Annotated in this window: 25 protein-coding genes; 10 read left to right on the forward strand and 15 right to left on the reverse strand. The window is 41.3% G+C overall.

Translation table 11 applies throughout. The features are described from left to right. Positions 1–47: 47 nt before the first annotated feature. The 4 genes from IRY55_RS10250 to IRY55_RS10265 all read right to left on the reverse strand — a co-directional run bounded on the left by IRY55_RS10250 (position 48) and on the right by IRY55_RS10265 (position 3,580). Positions 48–683: a response regulator gene (locus IRY55_RS10250; RefSeq protein ID WP_194563228.1), complete on the reverse strand. Its 636-nt coding sequence runs from the start codon at positions 681–683 to the stop codon at positions 48–50. After that, complete coding sequence (locus IRY55_RS10255; RefSeq protein ID WP_235961124.1) at positions 658–1,710, reverse strand: sensor histidine kinase; 1,053 nt, start codon at positions 1,708–1,710, stop codon at positions 658–660. The genes IRY55_RS10250 and IRY55_RS10255 overlap by 26 nt, the downstream gene beginning before the upstream one ends. Positions 1,711–1,786: 76 nt before the next feature. Then, entirely contained in the window at positions 1,787–2,356 is a 570-nt protein-coding gene (locus tag IRY55_RS10260; protein WP_328799651.1) for a DUF1641 domain-containing protein, read from the reverse strand. 24 nt (positions 2,357–2,380) lie between these two features. Continuing rightward, positions 2,381–3,580, reverse strand: a complete 1,200-nt coding sequence (locus tag IRY55_RS10265; protein WP_194563229.1) for an NAD(P)/FAD-dependent oxidoreductase — start codon at positions 3,578–3,580, stop codon at positions 2,381–2,383. A gap of 148 nt (positions 3,581–3,728) precedes the next feature. Here IRY55_RS10265 and IRY55_RS10270 point away from each other — a divergent pair, with 148 nt between their 5' ends. Beyond that, positions 3,729–4,658: an AEC family transporter gene (locus IRY55_RS10270; RefSeq protein ID WP_194563230.1), complete on the forward strand. Its 930-nt coding sequence runs from the start codon at positions 3,729–3,731 to the stop codon at positions 4,656–4,658. 54 nt (positions 4,659–4,712) lie between these two features. Here the strand turns inward: IRY55_RS10270 and IRY55_RS10275 are convergent, their stop codons facing one another. The 4 genes from IRY55_RS10275 to argC are packed head-to-tail and all read right to left on the reverse strand — an operon-like array spanning position 4,713 to position 8,864. Further along, a complete protein-coding gene (locus tag IRY55_RS10275; RefSeq protein WP_194563231.1) occupies positions 4,713–5,837 on the reverse strand; it encodes an acetylornithine transaminase in 1,125 nt (374 codons plus the stop codon). Beyond that, complete coding sequence (gene argB, locus IRY55_RS10280) at positions 5,834–6,616, reverse strand: acetylglutamate kinase (RefSeq protein WP_213086699.1); 783 nt, start codon at positions 6,614–6,616, stop codon at positions 5,834–5,836. The genes IRY55_RS10275 and argB overlap by 4 nt, the downstream gene beginning before the upstream one ends. Further along, the gene (gene argJ, locus IRY55_RS10285; RefSeq protein WP_194563232.1) at positions 6,579–7,805 is read right to left on the reverse strand and encodes a bifunctional glutamate N-acetyltransferase/amino-acid acetyltransferase ArgJ; all 1,227 of its coding nucleotides are present in this window, start codon (positions 7,803–7,805) and stop codon (positions 6,579–6,581) included. The genes argB and argJ overlap by 38 nt, the downstream gene beginning before the upstream one ends. Positions 7,806–7,829: 24 nt before the next feature. Then, the gene (argC, locus tag IRY55_RS10290) at positions 7,830–8,864 is read right to left on the reverse strand and encodes an N-acetyl-gamma-glutamyl-phosphate reductase (protein ID WP_194563233.1); all 1,035 of its coding nucleotides are present in this window, start codon (positions 8,862–8,864) and stop codon (positions 7,830–7,832) included. A gap of 153 nt (positions 8,865–9,017) precedes the next feature. Between argC and IRY55_RS10295 the strand changes: the two genes are divergently transcribed. Continuing rightward, positions 9,018–9,794: an enoyl-ACP reductase FabI gene (locus IRY55_RS10295; RefSeq protein WP_194563234.1), complete on the forward strand. Its 777-nt coding sequence runs from the start codon at positions 9,018–9,020 to the stop codon at positions 9,792–9,794. 45 nt (positions 9,795–9,839) lie between these two features. Here the strand turns inward: IRY55_RS10295 and IRY55_RS10300 are convergent, their stop codons facing one another. The 3 genes from IRY55_RS10300 to IRY55_RS10310 form a co-directional block, all read right to left on the reverse strand. Then, entirely contained in the window at positions 9,840–11,141 is a 1,302-nt protein-coding gene (locus tag IRY55_RS10300) for an MFS transporter (protein ID WP_408015168.1), read from the reverse strand. Positions 11,142–11,203: 62 nt separating this feature from the next. Beyond that, entirely contained in the window at positions 11,204–11,788 is a 585-nt protein-coding gene (locus IRY55_RS10305; RefSeq protein ID WP_194563235.1) for a DNA-3-methyladenine glycosylase, read from the reverse strand. A 46-nt stretch (positions 11,789–11,834) separates the two neighbouring features. Next, on the reverse strand, positions 11,835–12,527 hold the full coding sequence (locus IRY55_RS10310; RefSeq protein ID WP_194563236.1) for an AIM24 family protein: 693 nt from the start codon (positions 12,525–12,527) through the stop codon (positions 11,835–11,837). Between the two features lie 110 nt (positions 12,528–12,637). On the opposite strand from IRY55_RS10310, the gene IRY55_RS10315 reads away from it, so the two are divergent. Continuing rightward, positions 12,638–13,651, forward strand: coding sequence for an LLM class flavin-dependent oxidoreductase (locus tag IRY55_RS10315; protein WP_194563237.1), 1,014 nt, complete (start codon positions 12,638–12,640; stop codon positions 13,649–13,651). On the opposite strand, the gene IRY55_RS10320 is transcribed toward IRY55_RS10315, so the two are convergent. Continuing rightward, entirely contained in the window at positions 13,611–14,060 is a 450-nt protein-coding gene (locus IRY55_RS10320; protein WP_194563238.1) for a YaiI/YqxD family protein, read from the reverse strand. The genes IRY55_RS10315 and IRY55_RS10320 overlap by 41 nt on opposite strands. A 125-nt stretch (positions 14,061–14,185) precedes the next feature. On the opposite strand from IRY55_RS10320, the gene IRY55_RS10325 reads away from it, so the two are divergent. Next, positions 14,186–15,553 carry a leucyl aminopeptidase family protein gene (locus IRY55_RS10325; protein ID WP_235961125.1) on the forward strand — a complete coding sequence of 456 codons (1,368 nt, stop codon included), beginning with the start codon at positions 14,186–14,188 and terminating at the stop codon, positions 15,551–15,553. A 51-nt stretch (positions 15,554–15,604) separates the two neighbouring features. Here the strand turns inward: IRY55_RS10325 and IRY55_RS10330 are convergent, their stop codons facing one another. Further along, positions 15,605–16,264, reverse strand: a complete 660-nt coding sequence (locus IRY55_RS10330) for a potassium channel family protein (protein ID WP_194563239.1) — start codon at positions 16,262–16,264, stop codon at positions 15,605–15,607. 203 nt (positions 16,265–16,467) lie between these two features. On the opposite strand from IRY55_RS10330, the gene IRY55_RS10335 reads away from it, so the two are divergent. From IRY55_RS10335 to IRY55_RS10360, 6 genes are all read left to right on the forward strand, one after another. Further along, on the forward strand, positions 16,468–17,010 hold the full coding sequence (locus IRY55_RS10335; protein ID WP_194563240.1) for a helix-turn-helix domain-containing protein: 543 nt from the start codon (positions 16,468–16,470) through the stop codon (positions 17,008–17,010). 12 nt (positions 17,011–17,022) lie between these two features. Then, on the forward strand, positions 17,023–18,123 hold the full coding sequence (locus tag IRY55_RS10340) for an ABC transporter ATP-binding protein (RefSeq protein ID WP_194563241.1): 1,101 nt from the start codon (positions 17,023–17,025) through the stop codon (positions 18,121–18,123). Further along, a complete protein-coding gene (locus IRY55_RS10345) occupies positions 18,116–18,940 on the forward strand; it encodes an ABC transporter permease (protein ID WP_194563242.1) in 825 nt (274 codons plus the stop codon). Before IRY55_RS10340 ends, IRY55_RS10345 begins: the two co-directional genes overlap by 8 nt. Further along, a complete protein-coding gene (locus IRY55_RS10350) occupies positions 18,924–19,724 on the forward strand; it encodes an ABC transporter permease (protein WP_194563243.1) in 801 nt (266 codons plus the stop codon). The genes IRY55_RS10345 and IRY55_RS10350 overlap by 17 nt, the downstream gene beginning before the upstream one ends. Further along, positions 19,721–20,794 carry an ABC transporter substrate-binding protein gene (locus IRY55_RS10355; protein ID WP_194563244.1) on the forward strand — a complete coding sequence of 358 codons (1,074 nt, stop codon included), beginning with the start codon at positions 19,721–19,723 and terminating at the stop codon, positions 20,792–20,794. Before IRY55_RS10350 ends, IRY55_RS10355 begins: the two co-directional genes overlap by 4 nt. Before the next feature lie 156 nt (positions 20,795–20,950). Beyond that, a complete protein-coding gene (locus IRY55_RS10360; RefSeq protein WP_194563245.1) occupies positions 20,951–22,180 on the forward strand; it encodes an MFS transporter in 1,230 nt (409 codons plus the stop codon). A gap of 65 nt (positions 22,181–22,245) precedes the next feature. On the opposite strand, the gene IRY55_RS10365 is transcribed toward IRY55_RS10360, so the two are convergent. Then, entirely contained in the window at positions 22,246–23,145 is a 900-nt protein-coding gene (locus IRY55_RS10365) for a LysR family transcriptional regulator (RefSeq protein WP_194563246.1), read from the reverse strand. Next, the gene (locus IRY55_RS10370) at positions 23,132–24,601 is read right to left on the reverse strand and encodes an MDR family MFS transporter (protein ID WP_194563247.1); all 1,470 of its coding nucleotides are present in this window, start codon (positions 24,599–24,601) and stop codon (positions 23,132–23,134) included. The genes IRY55_RS10365 and IRY55_RS10370 overlap by 14 nt, the downstream gene beginning before the upstream one ends. Positions 24,602–24,663 lie beyond the last annotated feature (62 nt).

Raw genomic sequence — 24,663 nt, forward strand, 5'->3', positions numbered from 1 at the left:
AAGAAACTTATTTTCCAGTATTTTTATATTGGTCCAATTTTATCATTCTATACTAAATCCGCAACATGATTTTTAATTCCATATTGAATCAGTTCATGGATTTCTTGCAATTGTAACTTCTGCATCATATTTGATTTATGCCGCTCTACTGTTTTCGGGCTAATGACGAGTTGTTCCCCAATTTGAATATTTGTATATCCGAGTGTTACTAATCGCAATACTTCTTGTTCTCGAGGAGTGAGCACGGATTTTCTAGAGTCACTTGCTTCCATTTTTTCAAGTTGCTCTAAAGGAATTCGTGTACGATAATATCTCTCTCCTCGCATGACCGCTTCAATTGCTTCTTGTAACTCATTCGATTCGCTATTTTTTAACAAATATCCAGATATTCCTAACTGTAATGCTTTTTGGATATAAGCTTCTTCATCGTGCATCGTCAAAACGATAATTTTTGCATTTGGAACGGTTTTGTGGATATTTTGAGCAGCCGTAAATCCATCTAATCCTTCAGGCATCGATAAATCTAGTAGAACAACATCCGGTTGCTTCTGTTCAGCTAAGACAATGGCATCCGTTCCATTATCCGCTTCTTCAATTGTTTTGACAGCATCCCACCGCTCAAGCAACATTCTCACACCTTTTCGAATGAGAAAATGATCATCCACGATCAATATATTCATCATCATCATCACCTACCAATTGATGTTTTGGGACATACATCGTTATTTTTGTTCCTATTCCAATTTCAGATTGAATGATTGTCTTACCTCTCAATTGTGAAATTCTCTCTCCGATATGAAGCAATCCTAGCCCATCTTTTTCTTGTTCCACATGAAAGCCGATCCCATTATCTTCTATGATAATTTGTAGACCAAATGGATCTTTTTCGAATTGGACGAGCGCTTCAGTCGCTTGTGCATATTTCATCATATTATGTGTCGCTTCTTGTACAACCCGATAAATATTAATTTCAGCAATTGGCGTTAAACGGTCGTAGCAATTCGTCTCTAACCGAATATTTAAACTCGGCATTTTTTGACGAATGGATTGCAATAAGGCTTCAATTGTCGGCATTAATCCGAGGGCGTCTAAACTTTTTGGACGGAGTGATTGCGAATAAAATTTCACATCTTCCATCGCTTTTCCAAGTTCTTGACGTACTTCTTTCAAATAAGTAGCGAGTTCTTCATCTTCAATGGACATCGATAAATTATCCATAGCGATTGCGACACTATACAACGCTTGACCGACTCCATCATGAAGCTCTTGGCTAAGACGTTTATGCTCTACTTCACGCGCTTCTGTTAAGCGATGCAATATTTTTTTTGATAATTTCGCGGCATCTTCTTTTTCTTTCAACGTGCGGTCACGTATGACGAGTAAATAATATTTTTCGTCCGCTTCTTCGTACATTAAAACATTACTCATCTCTACATTCACCATATATTGCCCAACTTTCGGCATTTTCGATGAAAAATAAGGGATTTTTCCATCATTTGCGAGTAAAAAACAACGTTCTTCTCCTTCACGTAATGCACGAGTTTCACAATACGCACAATACGGAACGACATCCCCTTCCTTCCAACCCATTAAACGTTTCGCTGCGTCATTCATTCGAATAATCGTACGTGTACTCGTCATGACAATAATGCCATCTTGTAAATGATTGAATAAGTTTTCTGTGAAATACGTATCGACTGTATTCGGCAATGGTTCGGCCTCCTTTTCTTTTAGTGTAACAAAAAAGAGGAGCGCTGTATTACTTTCGCTCCTCTTCTGTCTTTGCCTAATTGCGATGCTTTTGAACTGTCGTTAAAAAGGCTTGCGCATATTTTAAACCGTCTTGGACAACCGGGTCTTTTAACATTTTCATCAAGCCGAAAATTGTAATGGGACTGTCGTCTTTCGTACGTTCAAATTCTTCTTTCGTCTCTTCGATAATTTCTTTTCCTTTATCGATGGGGACGTATTCTTTTACTGTTTCTGTCATCGTTGTCGTTAATTGATCAACCGTACGTTTGTCGCCCCACACACTTTCAGCGAATGATACGACATTGTCTACTTGTTCGATTACAGGAACGAGTCTCGGTAATAATTGCACCATCGTCATCATCGCATCTAAATGCGTTGAATCGATATGGAGTCGTTCAATTTTTCCTTCGACATCATCCGCAATCAATTCTAGACTGCGCTCATCTTGCATCGATGCAGCGACGAAAGCGAGTTTATCTTCTACTGCTTGTAAGGTTGATACGAATGTCGGTAATTTATCAACTAAGTACGAAAGTGATTCTAATTGTTCATCGCGCTCTAATGTCGATACGACTTCTGTTAAATCTCGTTTTTCTGTTGTCACCGTAATTCTCCTCTCTTTCGTTTCTTACATCGTGCCTTTAAGCATACCGTTCCAATACATCATTGGTAAAATGTTTTTCTTCATGAAATGCATCGAATGACGTTGTTTGCGTTGGTCGATTGGGAATGATTCTTTCGCTTCGTATCCGTATACGAATTCCGCAAGCATAACTGTGTCGTATCCTGTAACGACTGGACATGATGAATAGCCGTCATATTTCGCTGTCATTTCTTTATCGTTCATGATTGCAAGTAAGTTATCTACTGCTACAGGTGCTTGTTTACGAATTGCTGCACCCGTACGCGATGTCGGAAGGCTCGTGCAATCTCCCGCACCGAAAATATTGTCATATTTCGTATGGCGTAATGTATACATATCGAGATCAACCCAACCTGCTTCGTTCGCAATCGGACTTTTCGCGATAAAGTCTGGTGCCGACATCGGTGGTGTGACGTGAATCATTGAGAAGTCGCGCGTGATGCGTTCTTTCGTTTCCACATGTTCGAATGTCGCTTTTTTATTCGGTCCGTCAATTTCAACGAGATCCATGAAATATGTTTCTTTAATCTCTTTTTGTTTTACGAGATTTTTCAACACAGGGTAATAACGTTTTACTGGGAAGAGGTCATCCATTCCTGAAATGAATTCCATATTCGTACGGTGACGCACACCACGACGACGGAATGCTTCATCTGCTAAATACATAATTTTTTGTGGTGCTCCTGCACATTTTACAGGGGTTGACGGTTGTGTGAAAATCGCTAAGCCGTCTTTTACATTTTTAATCGATTCCCATGTGCTTTCCACATAGTCTTGATGATAGTTACTACACACGCCATTTTTACCGAGCGTGTCTTTTAAGCCTTTCACTTTATCCCAATCTAATTGAATGCCCGCTGCGACCATTAAATATTCGTATTTCACAACTGTTCCTTGGTCCGTTACGATTTCGTTTGAATTCGGGTTGAATGTCGTCACCGCTTCCAAAAGTAACTGTGCTCCTTCTGGAATGACTTCTTCTTGCGGACGCACATTATCTTCTAATTTGGAATCACCGCCACCGACTAATGTAAAGAATGGTTGGTAGTAATGTTTGTCTGATGGATCGATAATGATGATGTCATCTTTTAAATAAGGGGCTTTACGAAGTAATTGAGCCGCCATTGTAACGCCTGCTGTGCCCGCTCCTACAATTGCAATTTTCTTTTCGATTTGATTTGTCATGAAAAATATCCTCCTTTAATAAGGTATCGCTTCAATGTAATTCCATTGTACGCCCACTTCTCCTTTTCAACTATTAGGGGATTCCCCCATCTTTCGAATATGTTAAGATAAAGAAATTATGATATGACATAATTAAAGGAGTTTTCATATGAGGTTTCTTTTTGCGATTGCGCAAGAAATTATCGCACCAATTTTAGTTTTACTTTTCATCGGTGGTGTCTTACAACGGATTTTCAAATTCGATTTACGTTCTTTTTCACATTTATTAACGTACGCTCTTTTACCTGCTGCTGTCTTCATTAGCTTGTACGAGACCGTTCTCGATGGACCACTCCTCTTACAACTCATCTTCTATTTAATTGTTTTCAATCTCGTATTGATTGCGGTAAGCGAAGTAGGAGCACGCACTTTGAAACTTGAAAGAGATACAGGAGCTACATTTAAAAATAGTATCGTTCTCATGAACTCAGGAAATTATGGAGTGCCTGTTAGTCAAATGATTTTCGCCACTCAACCGATCGGTGTCTCGATTCAGATGATTGTTATGATTGCACAAAATGTGGTGACGTACACATACGGATTATACAATTTAATTTCTACTTCTAAATCGGGCCTCGATATTTTACGCGAACTGTTCCGCTTACCGATTATTCATGCCTTATGGATGGGAAGTCTACTTAACTATTTACAATGGTCTTTGCCAACTTTCATTGAACTTCCCATTCGTCAAATGGCGGACGGCTTTCTACCTCTCGCTCTTTTACTACTCGGAGCACAACTTGCTCAAATTGAATTTAAAGCGATGTTTCAAGGTGTCATTTACTGGAGTTCCTTTTTACGCCTCATCATTAGCCCAGCGATTGCCTTCTTACTCATCTTGTTATTCAAATTAGACGGAGTTGTCGCTAAATCTTTATTTATCGGCAGTTCATTCCCGACCTCACGCAATAGTTCGACACTTGCCTTTGAATATGACGTCAATCCTGACCTCGCTGCGCAAATCGTCTTATTTTCAACGATTTTAAGCGCCGTTACCGTAACGATTGTCATCTATATTGCTGAACTCGTTTGGGGATAATAAAAAGCTTTCAAGCTATAATCGCTGGGGCGAAAATAGTTTGAAAGCTTCTTTTTATAGGATCTGTTTTAAAATGTGAACTGCTTCGTCGATTTCTTCTTTTGATACAGTGAGTGGTGGTAAGAGACGGAGAACATTATTACCGGCAGCAACAGTTAATAATCCTGCTTCTTCGGCTTTTGCTAACACGTTTGCAACTTCCCAGCCCTGTTGACGAATACCGAAGAGTAAACCTTGTCCTTTCGTCTCCAGTGAAGGAAGTTCTTTTTCAATCGCTTCTTTTAAATAAGCGCCTTTTTCTTGCACTTGTTGTAAGAAGGTTTCATCGAAAATGATATCACACACTTTCGACGCGACCGCTGTCGCTAAGTAGTTTCCACCGAATGTCGTCCCATGCGTTCCTGGACCGAATGTGTCAGCGAGTTCTTTCGTTGCGATCATCGCTCCGATTGGGAAACCTCCTCCTAAACCTTTTGCAAGTGACATAATATCGGGTCGGAGTGCCGTCTGTTGGAAAGCGTATTTCGTTCCTGTTCGACCGACTCCAGTTTGCACTTCATCTACGATGATGAGCGCTCCGTATTGTTTGCTCATTTCGTTAATTTTATCAGCGAATGATGCGGTAATTGGTTCTACTCCACCTTCTCCTTGCACGACTTCTAACATGATTGCCGCAACATCGTCTCCCATCGCTCGTTCGAGTGCTGCTTCGTCATTGTAAGGAATAATGTCAAATGTTTCTAACATCGGGCCGAAACCTTCTTTTACTTTATCTTGTCCTGTCGCTGCCATCGTACCGAGTGTACGACCGTGAAACGACTGTTGGAATGTAATGATTTTAAATTTCCCTGTATGTTTGCGCGCTAATTTAATCGCCGCTTCGTTCGCTTCCGCTCCACTATTGCAAAAGAGCGCTTGTCCGAAGTGAGTTCCTTCTATTAATTTCGTTGCCACTTCTTCTTGCTTCGAGTTTTGGAATAAGTTTGACGTATGCCACACTTTTTTACTCTGTTCGCAAACGACTTGTACGAGTTCTTCATTCGCATGCCCGAGACTCGTGACAGCAATGCCACTCGAGAAGTCTAAATACTTTTTACCGTTTTGATCGTAAGCGATTGTTCCTTTTCCTTCTACGAGTTCAATCGGTCGTCTCGCATAGTTTTGAAATAATACACTCATTGTACATTCTCCTTTATGTCATCTACAATCGTCGTTCCTTGTAGTGTTTCATTCGTAATTTGAACGCTCGCCACGCCTTCTTTCATCGTCGCTAAAGCACCTTTCACTTTCGGAATCATCCCGCCATAAATCGTACCATCTTCAATCCAACGATTGATTTCACATTCTGTCGTCGACTCGATGAGTTCTCCATCAACGAGCAATCCTTGTACGTCTGTGACGAAAATCATTTGATCCGCTTGTAAGCTGACGGCTACCGCTGTCGCTGCGTCATCACCGTTAATGTTGAGCGGTTCTCCTTGTTCATTACATCCGACACAACTAATGACCGGAATGACGTTGAGTGCGAACAATTTTTCAAGCCACGCTTTATGCACTTCTTGCACGACGCCTACTTCTCCGTACGTCGCTTCGTCTAAATATGTACAGACGAACAATTGATTGTCATACCCTGATAAACCGACCGCTTCAAGCCCAGCCTTTGTCAATCGGTGGACGAGTGGTGCGTTCACTTCACCATTCAATGTATTGCGTACAATTTTTGCCGCCTTCTTCGTCGTAACACGCAAACCGTTTACCGTTTCATACGGTATGTTCGCTTCTTCTAATGCGCGCGATATGTTCGGTCCCCCACCGTGTGTGATGACGATATTTGAATGTTGATGCATCTCTTTCAACTTCGTAAAAAATGAGTCATTCAATTCACTTAACATACTTCCACCTAATTTTAAAACGATCGTATCACGTTCGGTATGAAGCGTTGATTTGCACGTAGTCATATGATAAATCGCACCCCCATGCTGTTCCTGAAGCGTCTCCGATTCCGAGATCGATATCGATGACGACTTCACTTTTCTTTAAATAATGTGTCACGGCTGCATCTTCAAATGGGACAGGCTCTCCCATAGAGAGCACGTCAAATGGACCGATCTTAATGGAAATTTTGTTTGGGTCGATCGGGACACCGCTATATCCGATGGCTGCAATAATACGTCCCCAGTTGCCATCATTTCCATACATCGCTGTTTTCACGAGTGGTGAACCGACCACTTTTTTCGCGATGATGCGCGATGTTTCCTCGCACATTCCATTATTCACATTCACTTCAACGAGCTTCGTCGCTCCTTCTCCGTCTTTTGCAATCATTTTCGCTAAATCTTCACTTACTGCACGTACCCCTTCAACGAATACATCCCAGTCTGGATGTTCGTCTGTTAACATGTCATTTTCAGCCATTCCGTTTGCCATGACGAGAACCGTATCGTTCGTCGATGTGTCGCCATCTACTGTAATCGAGTTAAACGTTTGATCTGTAATCGAAGACAATGCTTGTTGTAACGCTTCTGACGTTACCGCTGCGTCCGTCGTAATGAATGCGAGCATCGTCGCCATATTCGGCGCAATCATTCCTGAACCTTTTGCGACCCCTGAAATCGTCACTTCTTTGCCGTCGATGTCGAGAACGTATGATGTCGTTTTCGTCACAGTATCGGTCGTTAAAATCGCTTGAGATACTTGAATTGCATTTTCAGAAGACGTTCCGATATATAATTTATCGATTCCTGTTAATACCGGTTCCATATTCATCTGTTCTCCGATAATTCCTGTTGACGCTACTCCGACTAAGTTCGAGTCAATTCCTAATTTCTCAGCTGTCGCTTGTTGCATCTTATACGCATTTTCCAGTCCTTGCTTTCCTGTACATGCGTTCGCGTTTCCTGAATTGACGACAATCGCCTGCATCTTTTTCGTTTCGTAAACGACTTCTTTCGTCACATGTAAAGGTGCTGCTTGAATCGCATTTGTCGTAAATACTCCTGCGACATGCGCTGGAACTTCGCTATAAATGATTGCTAAGTCGCTGCGCTTATATTTCAGTCCACAATGCATACCGCCTGCGCGGTACCCTTTCGGTGTAATGACATTTTTATGAGAATATTGTTTTTGAATTTTTTGTACGAGTTCCAATGCATGTCACCTTCCTATCTTTCATTACATATATAATGGTATTTGGTCTAATCCGTCCATTTCGTCGTAACCGAACAGTACGTTCATATTTTGAATCGCCTGTCCTGCTGCGCCTTTCACTAAGTTGTCAATCGCTGCGACGACCGTTAAGCGATTTGTCCGTTCATCTAAGTCCCAATGAATATCACAATAGTTCGTTCCGCGTACACGATTCGTTCCAAACATACCTGCTTCTTCAATTAAACGAACGAATGGAGCATCTTTATACGCTTCTTCAAACGCTCGTTGAATCATGTCTTCCGTCGTTCCTTCTTTCACGTTGATGTACGTCGTACTCAAAATACCGCGCATCATCGGAACGAGATGGGTAGAGAACGTAATCGTATCTTCCGTCCCTGCAAACATTTTTAAACCTTGTTCAATTTCTGGAATATGTTGATGTTTATTCATTTTATAAATCGAAATATTTTCATTCGCTTCACAAAAATGAGAACTTTTCACTAAGCTATTTCCTGAACCTGTCACACCACTTTTTGCATCGATTATGCATGTGCCTGGAATAACGAGGTCCTCTTTATACAATGGGATTGTCGATAGTAATGCTGCAGTCGGGTAACAGCCAGGGTTTGAAATGAATGTCGATCCTTTCACATTTTCTTTCGCCCATTCTGTTAAACCGTATACTGCTTTATCCACATATTGTTGTTTCGCACTTTTTTTACCGTACCAATTTTCATAATCTTCTAAATTTTTAAGTCGGAAATCACCAGATAAGTCGATTAACACGACATCTTTATTCATTAAAGGTTCAAACAGTGTCGATGTGACCCCTGCTGGTGTACTTGCAAAAATAACATCGTACTGTGCTAGTTTTGAATAATTGATCTCCAGTAATGGTTGATCATATATTTGAATCATACTTGGATATTTATTAGAGTATTGCTCTCCGACTTCCGATGATGTAAAGACATCAATTGCTTCTACTTTTGAATGACCATGCAGTAAGCGGATAAGTTCAGCTCCTCCGAAACCTGTTGCGCCAATAATTGCAATTTTCATTTCCTTCACCTCTTCGTATTCATAATCATTAGTATAGACATGTATATTTATAAAGTCAAATGTATTTTTATTTATTTATATTTTCTTTGTATTTTATGCTATACTGTTTTTAGCAGTAGGTACTAATAGAAGGTATAAATGGAGGGTTAAGAAATGGATTTATTACAATTAAAAAATAAAAATATCGTCGTCATGGGTGTTGCAAATGAACGAAGCATCGCATGGGGGATTGCCAAACAATTATTCGCACTTGAAGCGAACGTCATTTTCACTTATCGAAAAGACCGTTCGAAAAAAAGTTTAGAACGCGCATTGGAAAAAGCAGGTTTTAAAGCACATGCGATTATTCAATGTGATGTGAATGAAGATGCAAGCATCCAAGAAGCTTTCTCTACATTAAAAGATACTGTCGGAACTGTACATGGGCTCGTTCACTCTGTCGCTTTCGCCCATCAAGAAGATTTGCGCGACGATTATATTAATACATCACGGGACGGATTCGCATTCGCTCTCGACTCGAGCGCATACTCATTAGCAGCCGTAAGTCGCGCAGTACGTCCTTTAATGACAGAAGGCGGTTCTATCTTAACGATGAGTTATCTCGGAGCAGAGCGTGTATTATATGGATACAACATTATGGGGGTCGCAAAAGCAGCACTCGAGTCAAGCGTTCGCTATTTAGCGAATGACCTTGGAAAAGAAGGAATTCGTGTCAACGCGATTTCCGCAGGTGCGGTGCGTACCCTTTCCGCAAAAGGCGTGCCCGCATTCAATGACATTTTGACTCGCGTCGAAGAAGAAGCACCACTTCGTCGCAACATTACACAAGAAGAAGTTGCCAACATGTCGATTGCCATGCTAAGTCAACTATCGACTGGGGTAACGGGTGAAATTATTTACGTCGATGGCGGATACAATATAATCGGATAATAAAAAACGGTTTCTTCTCATCTTTTGTGAGAAGAAACCGTTTTTTCATTTCGCAAAAAGAGTCGCTCGTTGACGCGCTTGTCCCCATAAAATAAAAGGCACAATTAAAATGCCAATGACTCCAGCAATGACACCCAGTATTAAATAACTCATCTGACTGACAATTACACCGGATAAAATGCTGCCTCCCGCTCCTGATAATGCGATGAATACGTCTGCAGAACCTTGTACTTTCGCCGTACGTGAACGATGTGCAGAGTCGACAACGATCGCTGTTCCACTAATTAAACCAAAGTTCCAACCAACACCTAATAAAATGAGCGCTGTTAATATTGGACCGAGTGACTCAACTGGCCCAAATGCTGCAAGGAGACTCGCAATGAGTAATGTAGTTCCTGCTGCTACGGCCATCCACGTACGACCAATTTTGTCAACGAGCACTCCTGTAAATAAGGAAGGTAAATACATTCCTGCGATGTGGAAGCCAATCACCATACCCGTTTGTTCCATCGTGAATCCATGACTTTGCATATAAATCGGTGTCATCGTCATGACCGCTACCATCACGACATGGCTAATGACCATAATGACAGTACCGATTGTTACACCTCGTTTTTCATGTGTAGACATCGGTGGTACTTCGACTTCTTTTTCATCTTTTTGACGCTCTTTCTCTAATTGTTGTGCAACGATAAAGGGATCTGGGCGTAACCAAATGTATAAAACAAGGCCTGCTAATGTATAAGCGACCGCCGCTAACATGAAAGGCCCTGACAATGTCGGGAAGCCAATCGAATCAGCAAAACGCCCCATCGGCGCTACTAAGTTCGGTCCTGCAACTGCACCGAATGTTGTCGAAACCATCGCAGCACTCACTGCTGTCGCTCGCTTTTGTGGAAGAGCTAAGTCTGTTCCTGCATAACGCGCTTGCAAGTTTGTCGCTGTCCCTGAACCGTAAATGAATAATGACAATAATAAAAGCGGGACGCTTTCCCAGTAAGCAGCGGCAATGACTCCAACTGCACCGATTGCTCCGACGAAAAATCCGTACGATAAGCCAAGGCGACGTCCGTGAGTTTGTGTGTGACGCCCAACTAAATAAGCAGCAAGTCCTGAGCCGAATGTGAAAAGCGCACTCGGAATACCCGCCGCGCCGTCTCCCCCTAGCATATCTTTCGCCATTAGAGCGCCGACTGTAATTCCTGCTGCAAGCCCTGCTCCACTAAAAACTTGTGATAAAATAACGATCCATAACGTCCTTTTATATAACTGTTGTTGTTTTCCATCCGTCATGACGATGGCATCGATTTGATTCTTTTTCACTCTTGTTCCTCCCTCGTATCGCATTATTGCTACATCCTATCATAATTCTTCACGTTTCCTTCACAAAATGCTCAAGGGGGTATATTTTATTTACGAAAAGTAGAAACATACGGATTACCACGCTCAAAAAAGCGCCACGGATAATCGGCAGCGCGTCCACTATTTGCAATTCCTACACGTGGACTACGAGCAATCTTCACTCCTTTTTCTCCTTCTTCTATATACAAGGGACGTTCATTTAACGGATGTGCATAGAGTGCCTTCGTAATATGAAAAGCTTTTGTCAACTTCCCTGGACCATTCGTCCAATCGATTTGCCTTTTCACTGTTGCACGATTTTGTTTCATCACTTCTAGTCCTGCAATCGGCTCAACCGCGCGAATGAGTACACCATGTGGTTGTCCCACTCTTCCTGTTACGACATTGAGCAAAGCATGCGTATGCATTTCATAAATATACGCATGTCCCGCTTCTTGAAACATCGCTTTCGTGCGTTCTGTCGGCCGATTCGAATACGAGTGAGCAGCACGGTCGAGAGGCCCTGCATACGCTTCTGTTTCTACAATTTTTCCAACGAGCGTTTCTCCATCTATTTCACGTACTAAATAACATCCAATTAATTCACGAGCCACTTGAATAACAGGTCTTTCATAAAAAGAACGTTGTAACATTTTCTTTCCTCCTAACTAAAAAAGTACGATTCATTCGCACTTTCTCTTAACTATCTTGCGTTGCATACGTTTCCTCGAATGGCTGAATAATAACGAAACCTTCGCCTTCAAACTTCATTTGAACCGATTCTCCACTTCCACGCCCGATAAATGTGCGCATCGACACATCCATGACAAACTCAGGCTCTAAATGACCACTCCAAGCAACTGTCGCATTCGGATCCGTCATGACAGGTTCTCCCGGTTTTACAATTAGCGTAAGCGGCTCAAAATGAGTCGTAATCGCTACTTTCCCCGGTCCTTGTAAATGAACATTGAATAATCCTCCTGCCATCATGCCTGCCATTTTTCGCATAAAACGAATATCCCACTCAACACTCGGTTCAAAAGCTAGCAAGTCATTGCCATTAACAGTCAATGTATCTCCTTGTAAGTCAAAAATTGTCACTTTCTTCCCTTGATCTGCTAAGTACAACTCTCCTTTTCCTATCGCCTTCATTAAAGATGTTCCTTCTCCTGTAAACGCCTTTTTAAACATTTTACCGAGACCGTGTTCAGCCATGCGTTCCCGTTCAAACTTAATATCCCCTTTATATGAAATCATCGCGCCCATCTTTGCCCATACGGTACCGTCTAAATTGACTTCCAACACGCGCTCTGTTTCCAGTTGAAAATAATCAGCTTTTTTATCATCTTGCTTCGTCTCATTGATAAATTGTTGCAATGAATAACTTGTCATGTTGCATGCCTCCTTTTCTTCCTATACGATCTATTCCCAAATATGTTTCGAAATAACTTCATGAAATTGAAAAAGAGCGCTATACTGATTCGTTAAGGAGGAATGTTTTTATGAAATTAAGCATATTAGATCAATCGCGTATTGCGACAGGGAGCAATGCCGCGGAAGCGCTTCAAAATACAGTACAACTTGCACAACTTGCCGATAAACTAGGCTTTCATCGCTTTTGGGTATCGGAACATCATGATACGAAAAAATTTGCAGGATCTTCTCCAGAAATATTAATGACCCACCTCGCCTCTCAAACGAAACGAATTCGTGTAGGAACAGGCGGAGTCATGCTCCCTCACTATTCTGCATACAAAGTAGCGGAAAATTTCAAAATTCTTGAAACTCTTTTCCCGAATCGAATCGATGCTGGTATCGGGCGAGCACCAGGGGGTATGCCACGTGCGACATATGCGCTCAATAATGGACAATACCGCAATGTCGACCGCTTCCCAGAACAAGTAGATGAGTTGAAATATTATTTATATGACACATTGCCTGACAACCATCCATATGGAAATTTAAAAGCGACACCGTTAACAGATACGAAAACACCTGTTTGGATGCTCGGATCTAGTACGAGTTCCGCACAACTTGCAGCGAGTAAAGGACTTCCTTACATGTTTGCTCACTTTATCAACCACGAGGCAGGCGATTATGCAGCGAGCATTTATCGCAAGCATTTCGTCCCTTCAGACGAACTCGCTTATCCTGAGCAAGGGGTCGCTGTCTTTTTCATCTGTGCGGAGACGGACGAAAAGGCTGAATACTTAGCGAAAGCAGCGGACCTTTCACTCCTTATGCAAGCGACGGGCATGCCGTCGAATGGTACGCCTTCACCGGAAGAGGCGATACATCGTGAATATAATAGTTATGAATTGGCAGCAATTGCAGACAATCGAAAACGAATGATTGTCGGCTCACCAAAAACAGCGAAGCGCAAAATTAAAGAGCTCGCTGCAAAATACCATGCTGAAGAAGTGATGCTCGTCATGTTTATGCATGACTATGAAGATAAATTAAAAGCGATTCAACTCATTTCAAACGAATGTCATGCGACTGGAGAAATTGATTAAAACTTTTGGAAAACTGTTCATTTTGAGCAGTTTTTCTTTTTTTAGGCCCTTTCATCCGTCCGCCACTTTTACGTATATGCGCATGCATCGCTCGCTGATACAATAAAACATCAATCGTTTCCTCTCGGTACAGAACGCCATTTTCATTCATCGCAAATCCTTTTTTTGCAAGCACGAGAGAAGCGAGCCCGTAATCTTGCGTAATGACGAGATCTCCCGCCTTCATCCTCGCGATAATTTCAAAATCAACTGCATCACGCCCTTCATCGACAACAACCGTCTCGGCTCGCTCATCGTAAATTTCGTGTGAGCGGTCTGTAACAATTGTCACGGAAATACAGTAGTGAGTCGCCACGTGCAATGTTTGCTTCACAACGGGTGAACCATCTGCATCAATCCATACGTGCATCTCATCCCCTCCTTTTTAAAAAGTATACCATTTTGTATTTTCAGTTTGTTTCCTTTAGGCAAATTATCATTTATATGATAAACTATTTTAGAATTCGAAATAGTTTAAAGGAGGTACTATATTTTATGGTACAAGCACATATTATTTTACAAGATGATGCGCGCATTACGCGTCAGCTCGAAGCGACAACGTATATGAACGAACAAGAAGGAACATTCACAACAGCATTTATCGATGGCGATCTTTACTATGTCGTTCGTCCTTCTGCGTTAAAAGAAGGTACACTCGATGAAGTTCGCTCACTCGCTGGCGACATTTCTCGCCATGCGCAACAAGCAAAAATTGAGCGCGTTACAACGACACAACAAGTAGTTGACACACTTATGAACGATGCAACGACTGCATTCGTTGAAGGCTTCCACCTCGGTGCGTACGCATTCGATAAATACAAATCGAAAAAGGCAAACCCGGTCGCACAACTGATCATTGAAGGATCGGATGCAGAAGCGGTCTCACTCGGAAAAACACGAGCGGACGCGATGGCTTTAGCACGCGACTTAATGAATGAAGTGTCAGACCATTTAAACCCTGAATATTATGCAGAATGGATGGCAGAACATTTCGCTTCGACGAACGTTGACGTGACGATTTTAGATCGCGATGCTTTAATCGAACATGAAATGAACGGCGTTTTAACAGTCGGACAAGGCAGTAAATACGAACAGCGATTTGCTGAACTCCGCCTCGCAAACAATCCATCTAAACCACTCGTTGCACTCGTCGGTAAAGGAGTGACATTCGATACGGGTGGTATCAGCTTAAAATCAGGTGCTGACTTATCCGATATGCGTATGGATATGGGTGGCTCTGCTGCTGTCGTCGGTGCAATGCATCTACTCGCAGAAACGAATGCAGACGTCAACGTTATCGGACTCATCCCAATGGTTGAAAACGCACCAGACAATACGAGCGTCTACCCTGGTGAAATTATTACGTATAAAAACGGTACGACCGTACAAGTTGGCAACACTGATGCAGAAGGTCGCCTCATTTTAGCAGACGCGCTCCTTCGTGCAGACGAACTCGGTGCTGAGTACGTCGTAGATATCGCAACATTAACAGGTGCGATTCATAACGCACTCGGCACAGACATTGCAGGTGTCTTCGGCAATGATGAATCACTCGCTTTTGAAATGAAAAAAATCGGGGACGAAAACGGTGACTTCAACTGGCCAATGCCACTCGTCCAAAGTTATAACCGCGGCTTAAAGAGCGATTATGCCGACTTAAATAACATCAGTAATCTCGGATTCGCTGGTTCTATTACAGCTGGTCTCTTCTTACAACATTTCGTGAAACCAGAAACGAAATGGTTACACGTTGATATGGCGGGAACGATGGAAGCTCCTGCTGCAAAAGGCTATTATGCCAAATCAGCAACAGGCTTTGGAGCACGTTTACTCGCAGACTACGCGATGAACATTTCAAAATAATAAACAAAACTCGTAAACGGTCGGATTGTTCCGCACCATTTACGAGTTTTTTTATAATAATATTTCTTTTTCAAAATGATGAATGTCGAGGTCTGAGCCAATGACGACTAGTATATCTCCATCTTTAATCCGTTCAATCGCTTGAGGCGAAACGAGAAGATGATTGTCACGCTTAATCGCCACAATATTAATTCCGTATTGTGCACGAATATCTAAATCGATTAACGTATGTCCGACGAGTTCACGGTTCGCTTGTACTTCCACAATGGAGTACTCATCTGATAGCTCTAAATAATCTAAAATATTATTCGATAGCATATTATTCGCCATACGACGTCCCATATCTCGCTCAGGATGAACGACTTGATCCGCTCCGATTTTAAGCAACACTTTCTCATGGTGATCATTTTGCGCTTTCACCGTAATACGAGGTACTCCAATTTCCTTTAAAATTAATGTTGTCAAAATACTCGCTTGAATATTTTCACCGATCGCGACAACGACATGTTCGAAATTTCGAATACCGAGCGAACGCAATACCGATTCATCCGTCGTATCTGCCACGACCGCTTGTGTTGCGATTTGTGCAAATTCATCCACTTTCTCCGAATCGATATCGATTGCCATAACACTCGCACCAAGCGCTACTAATTCTTGTACGATGCTTCCTCCGAGACGCCCTAAGCCGATGACGGCAAACTCTTTTTTCATCTTAATCCTTCTTCCCTATTTTTTCTTTATAGTGTATCACGTTCCCTTTCATGTATCGAATGAAAGCGTCAACCTACCTTAAAAAATCATGTAAAACACACAAAAAACTATTGCAAATCGCAAAGAAATGATTATAATTAAAAAGGTTGAAATAAACTTTAAGTTTACTATTACTAAACTTTAATCATAAAGGAGCGTGTGCTGTGGATATCGGAAGAAAGATTAAAAATTTACGACTTCAAAAAGGATTGACACAAGAAGAACTCGGGGAGCGGACCGATTTATCGAAAGGATTTATTTCGCAATTAGAACGTGATTTAAACTCCCCTTCTATCGAAACATTATTTTTACTTTTAGAAGTGCTCGGTTCCAGTCCAAAAGAATTTTTTGACGAACCAAAAAAATTAGGAAAAGTCGTCTATCGTGCGAGCGATCAAACGGTCTATACAAATGAAGATTTACGATACGATATTCGATGGCTCATCCCACGCTCAAACGAAAATGAAATGGATCCTGTCCATATTACATTGCAACCGGGCGGAGCCTTTAAAGAATATGAACCATCGGAAGCTGAAACGTTTATTTACGTTTTGAAAGGGAAAATTACCATTACGATTGGCACGAAACAATTTACTGCAAAAGAAGGTGACTCTGTCTATTTTGAATCACTCGACCATCATCAAATTCAAAATGCGAGTAAAAAAGTGAGTGAATTTTTATTAATTGCGACAGAATCATACTTATAAAGGAGGGTCATTATGACAAAACCAATTATCCGTTTCGAACATGTATCGATGAATTATAATGATTCGAAGCTCATTTTAGATGATATTAGCTTTGAATTAGAAGAGGGGAAATTTTACACATTACTCGGACCATCAGGCTGTGGAAAGACAACCATTCTTCGACTCATTGCAGGCTTTATGGAACCAACTCAAGGCGATATTTATTTTGATGGCGAGCTCGTCAATAATATTCCAGCGAATGAGCGACAAGTAAATACCGTCTTTCAAGATTATGCACTCTTTCCCCATTTAAATGTCTTTGAAAATGTCGCTTTTGGACTTCGCATAAAAAAAGTGAACAATAAAGAAGTGACAGAACGTGTACTCGAAGCATTGAAATTCGTGAGCTTAGCTGGTTTTGAAAATCGTGAAATTACTGAAATGTCAGGTGGACAACGCCAACGTGTAGCGATTGCCCGCGCAATTGTCAACGACCCTAAAGTGATTTTACTCGATGAACCACTATCCGCTCTCGACTTAAAATTGCGTTCTGAAATGCAATATGAGCTTCGCGAACTACAACAACGACTCGGTAAAACATTCGTCTTCGTCACACATGACCAAGAAGAAGCGCTCGCGATGAGCGATGAAATTTTCGTCATGAATGAAGGGAAAATCCAACAATCTGGCACTCCCCTCGATATTTATGACGAACCGATCAACCGCTTTGTCGCAGACTTTATCGGAGAATCCAACATCGTCGAAGGAAGAATGGTGCGCGATTATCTCGTCGAATTTAACGGCAAACAGTTTGAATGTGTCGATGGCGGAGTGAAGCCGAATGAAAAAGTAGACATTATCATTCGCCCCGAAGACCTCGTCATCACTACGCAAGGAGCGGGTATGATTGATGTCGAAGTCGATACTCAACTGTTCCGTGGCGTCCATTATGAATTGTCTACGTATGACGCAGATGGTAATGAATGGCTCGTCCATTCAACAAAAAAAGCAGAAGTAGGTGAAACGATCGGACTCCATTTCGACCCTGAAGATGTTCACGTCATGCGCTTAAATGAAACAGAAGAAGCTTTCGACATACGGATGGAAGCATACGGAGGTGCTGAAGATGAATAAATCCAATTTTCGACCATGGTATATGATTCCGTACATGATTTGGATTGCTTTTTTCGTCATCGCTCCGATTGTACTCATTTTTTATTACTCGTTTTTTGACATTACTGGCGCTTTTACATGGACCAATTACGTTGATTTTTTCAAATCGACTTATCTTATTTTAACAATCAATTCTTTCTGGTATGCGTTTCTCATTACATTTTTCACACTCCTGATCGCATATCCGACCGCTTACTTCATTACTAAAACGAAACATAAACAGTTGTGGTTATTGCTCGTCATCGTTCCGAGCTGGATTAATCTTTTACTCAAAACGTATGCCTTCATCGGAATTATGGGATTGCACGGACCGATCAATGCATTCATTACAGCACTCGGATTCGATCAACAACAAATTTTATTTACCGATTTTAGTTTCGTGTTTGTCGCGGTGTACATTTTTATTCCATTTATGATTTTGCCTATTTTCAATGCGCTCGATCAATTAAATCCTTCTTATTTAGATGCGGCGAAAGATTTAGGGGCAAGCGGTTGGACGACATTCCGAAAAGTCATTTGGCCCCTGACATTAAACGGGGTGAAATCCGGTGTGCAAGTCGTCTTTATTCCTGCGCTCTCGCTCTTTATGATTACGCGACTCATTGCCGGGAATAAAGTCATTACCCTTGGAACAGCGATCGAACAACAATTTCTCGTCACACAAAACTGGGGAATGGGTTCGACAATTGCCGTATTCTTAATTATTTTCATGTTCATCATTATGCGCTTAACCGCGACGAAAGAGATCGGAGGGAAAAAACATGACAAAGTTAAGTAAAGGACCAAAAATTTATTTAGCGTTCGTGTTTCTCATTTTGTACTTACCGATCTTCTATCTCATTTTTTACTCCTTTAATTCTGGAGGAAAAATGAGTCATTTCGAAAGTTTTACTTGGGAACATTATGCCGCTGTTTTTGAAGATACGCGCCTGCTCGTCATCGTCTTAAATACTATTATTATCGCGCTCTTTTCCGCGCTCATCTCGACGACAATCGGCACGCTCGGCGCATTGTCTATCTATTTTATGAAAAATAAAAAAGCACGTGAAACCGTACTCTCCTTAAACAATATTTTAATTGTCAGCCCCGATGTCATTATCGGTGCGAGTTTCTTAATTTTATTTACGATGCTCGGGGTGAAACTCGGATTCGCTTCTGTTTTAATCTCTCATGCGGCGTTTAGTATTCCGATTGTCGTCATTATGATTTTGCCTAAATTATTTGAAATGAATACATCGTTAATCGATGCAGCACTCGACCTTGGTGCTACGCGAAAAGATGTGTTAAAACGGGTCATTCTTCCGTACATTCAACCTGGTATTTTTGCGGGCTTCTTTCTCGCGTTGACGTATTCTTTAGATGATTTCGCCGTCACTTTTTTCGTTACAGGAAACGGTTTTTCAACATTATCTGTTGAAATTTACTCAATGGCGCGAACCGGGGTCACTTTAACAATTAACGCGTTGTCTGCAATTTTATTCGTCGTGACGATTTTACTCGTCGTCGGCTATTACTTCATTAGCAAACGCTCCAAAACTTCGATCGCGGGGGTGAAACGATGAAACCACTCATTCAAAGTGCCATTGCAATTTTAATCGTCGGTTTTATGATGCTTGGCATCGTTTGGAAACTCGAACAAGGTTCCGCTTCTGGAACGACAGATTCCATCACCGTCTATAATTGGGGAGATTATATAGACCCTGATGTGTTAAAACAATTTGAGCAAGAAACCGGCATTAAAGTCATTTATGAAACATTCGACTCTAATGAGGGAATGATGGGAAAAATCGAACAAGGTGGAACGAATTATGACATTACCGCTCCAAGTGAATATATGATTGAAATGATGATGGAAAAAGACTTACTTCTTCCACTCGACCATTCCCTTTTACCAAATTTAAAAAATATCGATCCGTATTTTCTAGATTTACCTTTCGATCCAGCAAATCGTTACTCCATTCCGTATTTTTGGGGTTCGCTCGGAATCGCTTTTAACCCTACTTTATTAGAAGGACAAACATTCGAGTCTTGGGACAATTTATGGGACCCTTCTTTAAAACAGCGCGTCATTTTAGTCGATAGTGCGAGAGAAGTCGTCGGGATGGGGTTAAATTCCCTTCACTATTCACTGAACTCGACTGACCCTGACGAAATTCAAGAAGCGATGGATAAGCTTGCTCTTCTCACACCTAATGTTAAAGCCGTCATCGGAGACGAAGTAACTCAGCTTATGGTAAACGAAGAAGCCGCAGTTGCCCTCACTTGGTCAGGGCAAGCGGCAGACATGATGAACTCGAATGAAAATATCGATTATATCGTCCCGGAAGAAGGCTCTAACTTATGGTTCGACAATTTTGTCATCCCACGCACGGCTAAAAATATCGAAGGAGCACACGCATTTTTAAACTTTTTACTCCGTCCTGATATCGCAGCGCAAAATACCGATTACGTCGGATATACGACACCGAACGAAGCCGCTTTGGAGCTGATGGACCCTGAAGTTGTCGAAGATGAGCGTTACTATCCAGACGAAGAGATGCGCGAACATCTCGAAGTATATCGAAACCTCGGTTTGAAAAACTTAGGCATTTACAACGAATACTTTTTAGAGTTTAAAATGGGCTTGCAATAGCTTTTTAAAAACGACTATTTCGATAGTCGTTTTTAAAATTGTCAATGGATGGAAGGGAAATATTTCAAGCAAAACAACTTTTTTAAGGGATAAGGCATAATCGGTGAACTCTATGAAGAAACGGAGTATATTTAATAGAATGGGGGTGAAATATGTATGAAACAACAAAATAAAATTGCGTTAAGTATTTTAATGTTAAATACATTTATTACAATGGCAGGAATCGGGCTCATTATTCCGATCATGCCACAATTTTTAAGAGGATTTGGTTCGGCTGATACAGTCGGAACCGCACTCGGCTTTATTATTGCGACATTTTCATTTGCGCAATTTTTATTTTCGCCCATTTCTGGACGATTATCCGATAAACATGGACGTAAAAAAATTATTTTAATCGGACTTCTCATTTATGCAGCGTCTCAATTAGCGTTCAGTTTATCTACTCAACTGTGGATGTTGTACGTTGCACGATTTTTCTCTGGATTCGGTGCAGCTTTCCTCATTCCACCGATGATGGCATTCGTCGCGGATATTACACCGTTTGAAAGCCGTGGGAAAGGGATGGGAATGCTCGGTGCTGCGATCACATTAGGTTTTGTCGTCGGCCCAGCACTCGGTGGATTTTTAGCGAGCATCACCTTATTATTCCCATTGTACTTCGCAACAGGCGCTACATTAGTAGCTTTTATTCTTTCAATCTTCTTCCTACCGAATATCAAACCGTCTGAAGAACAATTGGAACAAGCGAAAGTGCGCGTGTCACTCGGACAACAATTAAAACAATCGACGAAAGAAAACTACTTCGTTTTATTACTCGTCATGCTCATTTTCTCATTCGGCTTAGCGAATTTCCAATCGACATTATCTCTTTTCTTAGACAAAGTCTTTTCATACGGAGCCAAAGAAATTGCGATTGTCATTACCATTGGTGGATTTGCTGGCGTCATTATGCAATCTTTTTTCATCCAAAAATTATTTGAACGTTTTGGAGAAATGCGAATCATTTTAATTAACTTACTCATCGCAGGCATTTCGATGATGGGCATTTTATTCGTGCATCAATTTTGGTCGATTGCGCTCGTCGCAGCGATTTTCTTTACCGCTACATCGCTACTCCGTCCTGCAGTAAACACATTCGTTTCCAAACTCGCTTCTAAAAGTAGACAAGGATATGCAGCAGGCATGATGAATTCGTACATGAGTTTCGGAAATATGTTCGGTCCCGCTACAGCAGGATTATTGTTTGACTGGAACATTAGCGCTCCTTATATCGTAGGGATGACCGCATTAATCATTGGGTATGCCATTACGAAAACATGGTCCATCCGCAATACTGAACTCGTTCAAATGACATCTTCTCAAAAAAAACAAAATGCACTGTCTTAAAAAAATGAGTTTAGCTCTCAGCGCTAAACTCATTTTTTTGTTTCGAGTATCTGTCATACGATTTACTATGCTAAAGATTCTAATTTTTTCCTCAGCTGAATGGCATGCATGTTTGCCACTTGTGCGAAGGCAGCAACTTGTTGGAGTTCGAAGGCTGATTCGTATCCGATCAGCCATGTATCACGTGACAATTCGACAGGACTATCTTCTTCGATGAGTGGGATCATATTGACCTCTTCTTTTCCCGTCAATGTGATGGAAGGTAAAATCGCATATCCGATTCCATTTAAGGCGAGTTGTTTACATGTTTCGATTTGATCGACAATAATTTCTCGTTGTGGATGTGCACTGAATTTTTCTTTCCACCATTTGTCAATATCCATATAATAGCTAGAGTCTGATTTAAATTGAATGAATGGGCGCTCTGAATGCATAATATCACTTACTTGATCAATTTCACGATCGACTAAATATAACTGATCGCGAAACAAATAGGTTTTTTCGCTTTTCCAATCGATATCCCCTCGTACAATCCCGACATGGGCTTCCCCATTATGAATCGCTTGAACGATTTCTGAACTCCATCCCGTCATGAGCGATATTTTCGCATCGGGATAACGCGCGACGAAATCTTTCAATACACGAGGTAACCATGTTTGCCCGACGATTGTCGCACAAGCGATTTTCAATGTTCCATGCACTTTATTATGAAGCGAAGCAATGAGTTCTAATGTTTCTTCTTTTCTTAATAATGTTCCCCTTGCAAAATCAATAATTAACTCACCTGCTGACGTTGGTTCAAGACCTTTTTGAGAACGGATAAACAATTGCTCTCCCCAAGATTTCTCGATTGATTGTAGACGTTGAGATAAGGCAGGTTGAGAAATGAATAGTCGCTCTGCTGCTCTTCTCATATTGCGCTCCTCCGCCAATGTTACGATAATTTCAAATTCATTCACTGTCATGTGCGACAACCTTCCCTCTCGGTATTTTAAATATAAAATAAAAACAAATAATGACGATAATCAAAACGCCCATAAATACGACGAACATCGCCTGTTCTAAAACATTTTGGAGCAATCGTAGAGTAGTGTCGTCCAATGTTTTACGCGATTCATGCGTTAACAAAACATTCATCTCATCAATCGTACCTTCAGATCCTAGCTTTTGGAAATAATGCATAATCGAACGATTTAAAACTGCGCCAAATAACGCTGCTCCCATTGTATTTCCGAAATTACGCATAAACATATTCGATGCTGTAGCACTGCCTCTTAATGCATACGGTACACTATTTTGAATCGCAACTAAAAACGCCGTGCTCGTTAATCCCATTCCAACACCGATCCAAAAACTTCCGAAACCTGCCCAAATTGGGCCACTTGTCGGTGTCATTGTCACAAATAATCCTGCACCCACGGCTAAACTAATTCCTCCAGTAAGAGATGTCGTAAACGGTCCGTAACGAACGAGTAAATGACCGGAAATCGTTGAAGCTATCGGCCATCCGATAGACATCGCAGTTAACGTAAAGCCCGCGATAAGCGCATGTTCTCCCATCAATCCTGTCACATATGTCGGTAAATAAGAAGAGATCGCCATTAAAATAATGCCAGTTAACAAAGAGACGATATTCGCATATAAAATGAGTGGATTTCGCCATATATTCATCGGCACGATTGGATCAATCGCTCGCTTCTCTATACGGATAAACAAACATAAAAATAAAATTGCGAGCACAAGCATCAGCGAACCAATGAATGAAAAACGTTCAAATGACTGTCCGCCTTCTACGATCCACAAGATAAATAGAGAGAGTACAAGCGTCGAGAGCAAAGCCCCTTGATAATCGATCGCTACTCGTTTCGGTTTTACTTCTTCTTTCAAAAATAACGTAATACCGAGCATCGCTAATATTCCGAGTGGTACGTTCACCCAAAACACATAATGCCAACTAAAATATTGCACGAGTAAGCCACCGAGTGCTGGGCCAAGTACAGCCGAAATTCCCCAAACACTCGATAAATACCCTTGAATTTTCGCTCGTTCTTCCATCGTATAAATATCGCCAACGATTGTTGACGCAATAGGTGATAAAGCCCCCGCTCCAAGCCCTTGAATGAGGCGATACATCGTCAGCTGTTCGAAAGTCGTCGCAAAACCAGCCAATAACGAACCGATTAAAAAAATCGTCATCCCGATATTAAAAATTGTCTTTCGTCCATATACATCGGCAAGCTTCCCATAAATTAAGACGGATACTGTACTCATGAGTAAATAAGAAGAAAAGACCCAACTATAACGTGAAAAACTTCCGAATGATGCAGCAATCGATGGCATAGCAGTCGTAACAATCGTCGCTTCAACTGCACTGACGAACATCGCTAATATAACAGCAATTAATACAATCGGACGCTTCATTTCTCCACCCCCTAAAATAAAAAAACTGTAGCGAGACGTACGGCTACAGTTTTTATTCATTT

The organism is Savagea serpentis (assembly GCF_015351395.1).
GTDB classification, from domain to species: Bacteria; Bacillota; Bacilli; order Bacillales_A; family Planococcaceae; genus Savagea; species Savagea serpentis.

What these genes read in the sequence shown, in the direction of transcription:
- IRY55_RS10250 (WP_194563228.1), bottom strand. Translation starts at nt 683, where the DNA reads ATGATGAATATATTGATCGTGGATGATCATTTTCTCATTCGAAAAGGT.
- IRY55_RS10265 (WP_194563229.1), bottom strand. Translation starts at nt 3,580, where the DNA reads ATGACAAATCAAATCGAAAAGAAAATTGCAATTGTAGGAGCGGGCACA.
- IRY55_RS10270 (WP_194563230.1), top strand. Translation starts at nt 3,729, where the DNA reads ATGAGGTTTCTTTTTGCGATTGCGCAAGAAATTATCGCACCAATTTTA.
- IRY55_RS10275 (WP_194563231.1), bottom strand. Translation starts at nt 5,837, where the DNA reads ATGAGTGTATTATTTCAAAACTATGCGAGACGACCGATTGAACTCGTA.
- argB (WP_213086699.1), bottom strand. Translation starts at nt 6,616, where the DNA reads ATGACTACGTGCAAATCAACGCTTCATACCGAACGTGATACGATCGTT.
- argC (WP_194563233.1), bottom strand. Translation starts at nt 8,864, where the DNA reads ATGAAAATTGCAATTATTGGCGCAACAGGTTTCGGAGGAGCTGAACTT.
- IRY55_RS10295 (WP_194563234.1), top strand. Translation starts at nt 9,018, where the DNA reads ATGGATTTATTACAATTAAAAAATAAAAATATCGTCGTCATGGGTGTT.
- IRY55_RS10300 (WP_408015168.1), bottom strand. Translation starts at nt 11,141, where the DNA reads ATGCGATACGAGGGAGGAACAAGAGTGAAAAAGAATCAAATCGATGCC.
- IRY55_RS10305 (WP_194563235.1), bottom strand. Translation starts at nt 11,788, where the DNA reads ATGTTACAACGTTCTTTTTATGAAAGACCTGTTATTCAAGTGGCTCGT.
- IRY55_RS10310 (WP_194563236.1), bottom strand. Translation starts at nt 12,527, where the DNA reads ATGACAAGTTATTCATTGCAACAATTTATCAATGAGACGAAGCAAGAT.
- IRY55_RS10315 (WP_194563237.1), top strand. Translation starts at nt 12,638, where the DNA reads ATGAAATTAAGCATATTAGATCAATCGCGTATTGCGACAGGGAGCAAT.
- IRY55_RS10320 (WP_194563238.1), bottom strand. Translation starts at nt 14,060, where the DNA reads ATGCACGTATGGATTGATGCAGATGGTTCACCCGTTGTGAAGCAAACA.
- IRY55_RS10325 (WP_235961125.1), top strand. Translation starts at nt 14,186, where the DNA reads ATGGTACAAGCACATATTATTTTACAAGATGATGCGCGCATTACGCGT.
- IRY55_RS10330 (WP_194563239.1), bottom strand. Translation starts at nt 16,264, where the DNA reads ATGAAAAAAGAGTTTGCCGTCATCGGCTTAGGGCGTCTCGGAGGAAGC.
- IRY55_RS10340 (WP_194563241.1), top strand. Translation starts at nt 17,023, where the DNA reads ATGACAAAACCAATTATCCGTTTCGAACATGTATCGATGAATTATAAT.
- IRY55_RS10345 (WP_194563242.1), top strand. Translation starts at nt 18,116, where the DNA reads ATGAATAAATCCAATTTTCGACCATGGTATATGATTCCGTACATGATT.
- IRY55_RS10350 (WP_194563243.1), top strand. Translation starts at nt 18,924, where the DNA reads ATGACAAAGTTAAGTAAAGGACCAAAAATTTATTTAGCGTTCGTGTTT.
- IRY55_RS10355 (WP_194563244.1), top strand. Translation starts at nt 19,721, where the DNA reads ATGAAACCACTCATTCAAAGTGCCATTGCAATTTTAATCGTCGGTTTT.
- IRY55_RS10360 (WP_194563245.1), top strand. Translation starts at nt 20,951, where the DNA reads ATGAAACAACAAAATAAAATTGCGTTAAGTATTTTAATGTTAAATACA.
- IRY55_RS10365 (WP_194563246.1), bottom strand. Translation starts at nt 23,145, where the DNA reads ATGACAGTGAATGAATTTGAAATTATCGTAACATTGGCGGAGGAGCGC.
- IRY55_RS10370 (WP_194563247.1), bottom strand. Translation starts at nt 24,601, where the DNA reads ATGAAGCGTCCGATTGTATTAATTGCTGTTATATTAGCGATGTTCGTC.